Consider the following 7,142-nt stretch of genomic DNA (forward strand, 5'->3'; position numbering starts at 1 on the left):
ATGTACGGGGAGCCCGCCGGGACGGCCAGCGGGTCACGGGAGGTGAACCGGCCGGTGGCGGTGTCGTACGAGCGGGCCCGCAGGTACTGCTTGCCGGGTACGACCGGGTCGTTGTACTGGCCGGCGAAGCCGAACGGGGTGGAGGGTGCGCCGGCTGCTGTGGTGGCGGTGCCCCATCGGCCGTAGGGATCGTAGGCGGTGCGGCTCTGCTGGGCGCCGGTGGAGTTGGTGAGGTCGGTGACGGAGCCGACCCAGTCGTGGTGGTGGTAGTTGGCCCCGGAGGAGTCGTGTTGGCTCTGGGGGAGTCCGAGGGGGTTGTAGGTGTAGTCGCCGATGAGTGCGCCGGAGCTGTTGGTCTCGGTGGCGATCTGGGGCAGTGGGTTGTTGATGTCCCAGGTGAGGGTTCGTGACAGGTTGCCGTTGGTCTTGGTGGTGACCCGGTTGCCGTCGGCGTCGTAGGTGAAGGTGAAGGTCTGCTTGCCGACGATCGTGCTGGGGCGGCCGGCGGCGTCGTAGGTGTAGGTGGTGGCGTGGATCGCGAGGGGGTCGCGGTAGGTCTTGGAGGACCAGAGCGCCTTGTTGGCGGTGTCGTAGAGGACGAAGTTGCCGTCGTCCTGGACCTTGGCCACGGCCCCGGTGCTTCCGGCGGTGTTCGTGCTCCACAGCACGGTGCCGCTGGGCTCGGTGACGACGAGGTTGCCGTCGGCCTGCATGGTGGCGCGGGCGCCGGGGTGGCCGGCGGTTGCGGTGGACCATACGGCAAGTCCCGTGTCGATCTGGTACAGGACCAGGTTGCCGTCGGCCTGCATGATCAGCCGGGCGTTGTTGGACGTCAGGATGGTGCCGGAGGCGAGGCTCGCGCCGCTGGCGATGGTCTGGTCGCGGTAGGGGTTCTTGACGGTGGTGAGGTTGCCGTCGGCGTCGTAGGCGTAGGTGGTGGTGGCCGATCCGATGCTGGTCCTGGTGAGCTGGTCGGCCGCGTCGTAGGTGGAGGTGGTGGTGCCGTAGGAGTCTGTCTGGGTGAGGCGGTTGCCGACCTTGTCGTAGGTGTAGGTCAGCGCGCCGTCCGCGCAGCCGACGGTGGACGGCGACACCGGGCAGCCGGAGAGGAGGCGGCCGGCCTGGTCGTAGCTGTAGGTCTGGACACCGCTGCCCAGCCCGAGCCGGTTCACGTTGACACGTGTGGGCTGGCCCGCGGCGTCGCGGGTGAGCTGCCAGGAGGCGAGGGTTGTGCCGGCCTTGGTGCTGGCGATGGCGCTGAGGCGTCCGGCCGGATCGTAGGTGCGGGTCTCGGTGTAGCCGTTGCCGGCGGGCAGGGTGGTGCTGGCCAGTTGCCCGGTGGGGCTGTAGGCGTAGCGTGTGCTGGCGCCGTCGATCGTCTGCTGGGTGCGGCGCCGGTCGCCGTCGTAGGTGTAGGTGAGCTTGCGGCCGTCGGGGTACTGGCGGCTGGTCAGGTTTCCGACGGGGTCGTAGGCGTATACGAAGCCTGTGCCGCCGGTCGGCTTGGACACGGAGGTCAGTCGTCCGGCCGGGTCGTAGCCCAGGGTCCGGGTTCCGGTGGTGTCGGTGACGGTTGCCGTGCGTCCGGCCTTGTCGTAGGTCCGGGAGATGGCGGGCGTGGTGTCGGAGTAGGTGGTTCCCGTGGGCAGGCCGCGCGGGTCGTAGCCGATGGTGGCGGTGAGTCCGCGGGCGTTGGTGGCGGTGGTGGTGTGGCCGTCGGGGTCGTAGCCGTAGCTGACCTTGGCGCCGAGCGGATCGGTGACGCCGGTGATGCGGTGGAGAGCGTCGTAGGTGTAGCCGGTGGTGTGGCCGTTGGCGTCGGTCCTGCTGGTCCGGTCGCCGACCGCGTTCCAGGTGTTGGTGGTCACGGCGCCCGCCGGGTCGGTCACCGTGGTGACGCGTCCGTTCGCGTCGTAGGCGGTGGCGGTGGTCCGGCCCAGCGGGTCGGTTGCCCGGGTGGGCCGGTTCAGGGCGTCGTAGGCGGTGCTGGCTGTGTTGCCGAGGGGGTCCTTGACGCTGATCGGGTTCCCGGCGGTGTCGTAGCCGTAGACGCTGGTGTAGGTGGCGGCGTTGGCGCCGGGGACGTTGCCGCGCGGGTCGGTGACGGTGGCGGTCCGCTGGTCGTTGTCGTAGGTCCAGGTGGTCTTGTTGCCTTCGGGGGTGGTGCGGGCGACCGTGTTGCCGTCGGCGTCGTAGCCGGTGCTGGTGGTCCTGCCCAGCGCGTTCGTCACGGTTGTCGGTCGGCCGGCCGCGTCGTAGCCGATGGTGGTCTTCGCGCCGGTCGGGTCCGTGACGGCGGTGACCTGGCTGGCGCCGTCGTAGACGGTCGAGGTGATGTTGCCGGTCGGGTCCGTGACGGTGACCGGTCGGTTGATCACGTCGTACGCGGTCGCGGTGGTGGCGCCGGTCGGGTCGGTCGCCGTGGTGCGGTTGCCGTTGGCGTCGTAGCCGTAGGTGGTGGTGTAGGTGGCGGCGTTGGCGCCGGCGGCATTGCCGCGCGGGCTGACCGTACTGGTGAGCCGGTTGTTCCTGTCGTAGCCGTAGGTGGTCCTGTTGCCTGCCGCGTCCGTGACGGCGGTCAGGTTCCCGGCCGGGTCGTAGATGCTGGTCGTGGTGTTGCCCGCGGGGTCCTTGACCGTGGTGCGGTTGCCGGCCGCGTCGTAGCCGTAGGACGTCGTGTTGCCGAGCGGGTCCTTGACGCTGGTCAGGTTGCCCGCGTGGTCGTAGCCGTAGGCGGTGGTGTTGCCGAGTGGGTCGGTGGCGGAGGTGAGCAGGCCGCCGGCGTCGTAGGTGTAGGCCGTCGTGTAGGCGGCGGCGTTCGCCCCTGCCGCGTTCCCGCGCGGGTCGGTCTTGCCGGTGAGCCGGGCGGCCGCGTCGTAGGCGAACGTGGTCTTCTCGCCGAGCGGGGTGGTGACCGACGTGCGGTTGCCCGCGCCGTCGTACCCGTACGTGGTGGTGGCCCCGCGGGGCGTGGTCACGGTGGCCAGGGCGCCGAGCGGGGTGTAGGTGTAGCCGGTCTTCCCGCCGGCCGGGTCGGTGGTGCCGGTCAGCTGATTTTGGGAGTTGTAGGTGTAGGTGGTGGTGCGGCCGAGGGCGTCCTTTTGCGAGGTGACGTTGTTGTTGCCGTCGTAGGTCCAGCTCTGGGTGGCGGACACGGGTGCCGGGGCCGTGCTGGTCAGCATGTTGCCGTTGGCGTCGAACGTGAACGTGGAGGTGTTGCCGTTCGGATCGGTGAACGCCGTGCGGTTGAACGCGCTGTCGTAGGTGTAGCGGGTGGTCTTTCCGTAGGGGTCGGACTGCCAGCTGATGACGCCGCCGGAGTAGGCGTGGGTCCAGATGCCGCCGTCCGGGTGGGTCACGTACGTCGTGGAGTTGGCGGTGTCGTAGCTGAATGTGGTTGTACCGCCGAGCGCGTCGACCTGGCTGGCGATCCGGCCGGAGCCGTCGTAGGTGTTGGTGGTGACGACATGGCCGAGCGGGTCGGTGACGGTGCTGAGCCGCCCGTTCGCGTCGTAGCCGTAGGCTGTGGTCCGGCCTCGCAGGTCACGAACACCGGTGAGCAGGTCACCCGTGTACTGGTAGGTGACCGTCCGTTGCCCGGGCAGGATCATGCTGGTCAGCAGTCCGCCGGTGTAGCCGAGGCTGACAGTGCGGCCAGTGCCGTCGGTGATACCGGTGAGCAGGCTACCTGTGTACGACATCGTGAGGCCGGTGCCGGAGGCATCGACCATCGCGGTCAGCCGACCGGCCGAGTCGAACATCAGTTGGTGCCGGTCCGGTGTGGTCAACACGTATCCGGCGCCCAGCCGCTGAAGGCTCGAGTGCACATAGGGCCGCGTGGCCGTCAGTGAGCCGTCGCCCTGGACCGCGTAGTCGACCTGCGAGCCGTCCTCGGCCCGGAAGGTGACGACCGCCTGGCCCACGTTCAAGGAAGCCGAGTAGGGGAACACCCAGCCCTTGCCGAGCACACCCGAGGCCGCGGACGAGGAGGAGTAGCTCCGGGTCAGCTGGAACGGCTGTCCGGGGCCGGGCAGTTCGGCGTCAGTGACCGCCTCGCCGAAGGCTCCTGTCGAGGTGTTGACCGGGTCGGCGCAGTATTTCACCAGGCTCAGCACGATCCCCGTGCTGGCCGGCGAGTTCGGGCACGCCAGCGACACGTTGTCCGGCACGCCAAGGATCGGCACGGGCGAGGCGGTGACCGACGTCAGTTCGTCAGAACTCCCGTCCGCATACCCGTACCGCACCTTCACGTAGTAGCCCACACCACGCTGGATCTGAGCGCCGAATGAACACCAACCGGTGGACTCGTACACCATCCACTGGTCACCCCATATCAGCGCGTTGTCGGACGCCCGGTAGAACGTGACCGAGACGTTCCCGTGGCTGGCCGCCCGCAACGCATCCGGAGTGTCCGGATTGAAATCCCAGGTCGCACACCACGAGAGCCCGGTGTTCCCACTCTGGATGTTGTCGACGAACGTTCGGACATTCGCGATGTACGGGTGACCGGCAGGCCAGCCCGCTGCGCCACCGTCCACGGCACGAGCAACGCTCGCGGGCGCCGTCGGAGCCTTCACTGACGACAGAGCCCGCAACTCCTCGCCCGTAAGACTGCGAAAGCCCTCGGTGCCCGGACCGGCGATCCGCTGCGCCACCTGTGCCGGCAGCGGACCAGCCGGCCCTTCGGCCTTGAGATCGCGGGCCTGGCGGCGCTTCTGGTCGATCGACCACGGGACTACAGGAGAAGCGGGCTTGGGAGTCTCACCGCCGTGGGCGGTGGTGCCGCCGCCGGGGTTCTTCACCGGCTCAGTCCATGCGGGCGGCGCCAAAGTCAGCGAAAACAGAGCCAATAACAGGAATCCCACTATCGACGTGCGGGGGTTCCGAATCATCCGTGAATCAATCCTTCCGCGTGCAGACTGTGGCGCTACGAACCAGTGCCGGGACGATCGTGCTGCCCTTCGTCCCAACGCGGGGGCGATGGCCGAGCTTCGGCCGGATCTGGCGGATGAATGGCCTAGTGTCAGGGCTGCTATAGGGAAATATCCGATTCGACTTACATCCTGAACCAGCGGCTACAATGACGGCGGATCGTGGGCGTCAGAGTGCCGCGAGCCATTCGCCGAACAAGGAAGCGGCTCGCCGGGGCGAACTTGCCCGGGACCTCCACGAACCAAAGGGAAGCAAGAATCGGCCCCCGAGAGCCGGTCGTTTCCGCTCCGCTCTCTGTAAGTTCCTGCCACCGCGTCGAGACTTGAGTTGCCTCCGACCGGCGCATCACATGCGTCCAGCAGGAACGATCCGACTCCTGTCGGCGGCGTCGAACCGGCGTTCCCGGACGTGCCTCCATCCACGACGGAGGCACGGCTGGCCCTGGTCTTCGCTGGTATACGGGAATCACGTGAGTGTCCCGGGAATCCCAACGACGCCGCTTACGCCCAGTCGACTCCGTGCTCGGGCGAGCTGTGCCGGCGTCATCTTCGCCCCGCAGGACTTCCGATCGTTCAACCGGGTTCCGAGCGAGACCCGCTCTCCTTGTGCGGGCGCGGCACCAGGGCGTGCCCCTCCCGCTCGACGGCGCGGATGACAGCCGCACACGAGCGGGAGTTTCGCACGCGCGGGTACGTCGCGCTGCGGCCCGGGCACGGTACCCGACGGACCGGGGCCTGCTCCGATTGAAGGTGGTCAGCCTTCCGTCCAGAAGCGCGTCGGCCACGCGTACCGCCGTACCGCTTCACCTCTGAGCCGCTGCCCGTCCGCCCGTGTGCCCCGCGCCCCGAGGACCGTACAGACCTGACACCGGCGGCCTCGCCGCCGCGCATGCCTTCGCTGAAGGCCTGCCGCTCGGTGCGGCCTCAGTACGAAGGCTCCCGGGCGAAGAGGTGGTACCCGGAGGCCACGGCGACCGAGGCGACGGCTCCGGTCTCCGTGCGCCCCAGCCAGACCACTGAGGATCCTTCCGCGCCGAATGTCACGAGGTCGGCCCCGTGTTCGTCGTCGGCCACGCGCTCGAACGCGCCGTCGAAGAGGCTCTCCGTGCGTCGGGGATGGCGGTTGCCGGCCCGGGACCCGCGCCAGAATTCCAGGAACGGGTTTGTCAGCGCCGACCAGGCCGTGGCGTCGGCGAAACTGCCCGTGTTCGTTTCGGTTTTGAACCCGATCCGCTTCCCGGGGCGGATCCGCTCGATGTCGTCGCCCACGCCGAGGGCCATCTCCCACCGGGTCACGGGGGCATGGGTGATGCGGAGACGGACGGCGGCGAGCTCCCGGCCGTCGAAGCGCTCGCCCATGAATTCGTACGGGGCTTCCGTCCAGGCGGCCTCCATCCGGAAGATGCCGGCTGGGATCCGCTCCGCGAGTTCCCGGCCGGTCCGCGTCCGTAGGTCCGGTCCGTCCTCCTCCGGCCACGGCGCGTCGACGATGAGCCGGCCGCTGGGAATGCGGACGGTGGCCACCTCCCGCACCTCGACGACCCGCACGGGCGTCGCCGGATTGTCGTGCCGTGTGCCGAGTCTGGTGCCGGGCGTGAAGGCCGCTTCCAGGTACCAGCTCTCCTCGGGACCGGCCGCCGAGCGGGCGTCTGCTGCAAGATCCATGGGCCGACGATAGCCGGACGCGCCGACACGGCCCATGAGAGCACTGTGACAGGCCGGGACGGCTGGCTGCCGTGACCACCCCAACCAGCGCGGTGCAGGCGCGCTGCCAGACGGGGCTCCACCACGGGTCGATCTCCTCCAGCGCGCGCCGCCGCTCCGGCGACAGCGCACCCTGCTCCCCTGCGGCACCTGCGCCGCGGCCCCGACAACCACGTCCCGATCGCGTACCCGACGACCGAGGCCCGCGGCGCCGCCAACGACCCGCCGTGACCCTTCGCCTAGACCCGCGCCAGTCCAATCCGGGCCTCGAACCGCGCGTCGGACATGGTCAGGCCGTCGGCGCGGTCTTGGTGTACCGGTGGTCACCACCCACCTGTCCCACGTGGGTGACCTGAAGCCACGGTCCGGCCGTATCGCCTCGAGGTTCACGGCTTCGGGTAAAGACTGGCCTGTGTCGGCAACGGGTGAAACGAGGGCCACGAACGGCGGATCAAAAGCGGGCCGGTCTGCGATCTCTTGATCATCCTGGCTTCAATGCTCGGAGGT

General features: G+C 69.1%; 2 protein-coding genes. Both read right to left on the bottom strand.

Annotated features, from left to right (window positions below):
- Positions 1-4,184, bottom strand: a 4,184-nt coding sequence (locus ACWEQL_RS39480) for a DUF6531 domain-containing protein (protein WP_452155950.1), incomplete at its 3' end; no start/stop codon positions are given.
- A 1,671-nt stretch (positions 4,185-5,855) separates the two neighbouring features.
- Entirely contained in the window at positions 5,856-6,632 is a 777-nt protein-coding gene (locus tag ACWEQL_RS39485) for a DUF4241 domain-containing protein (RefSeq protein ID WP_452155952.1), read from the bottom strand.
- Between the last annotated feature and the right edge of the window lie 510 nt (positions 6,633-7,142).

Source organism: Kitasatospora sp. NPDC004240 (assembly GCF_053603215.1).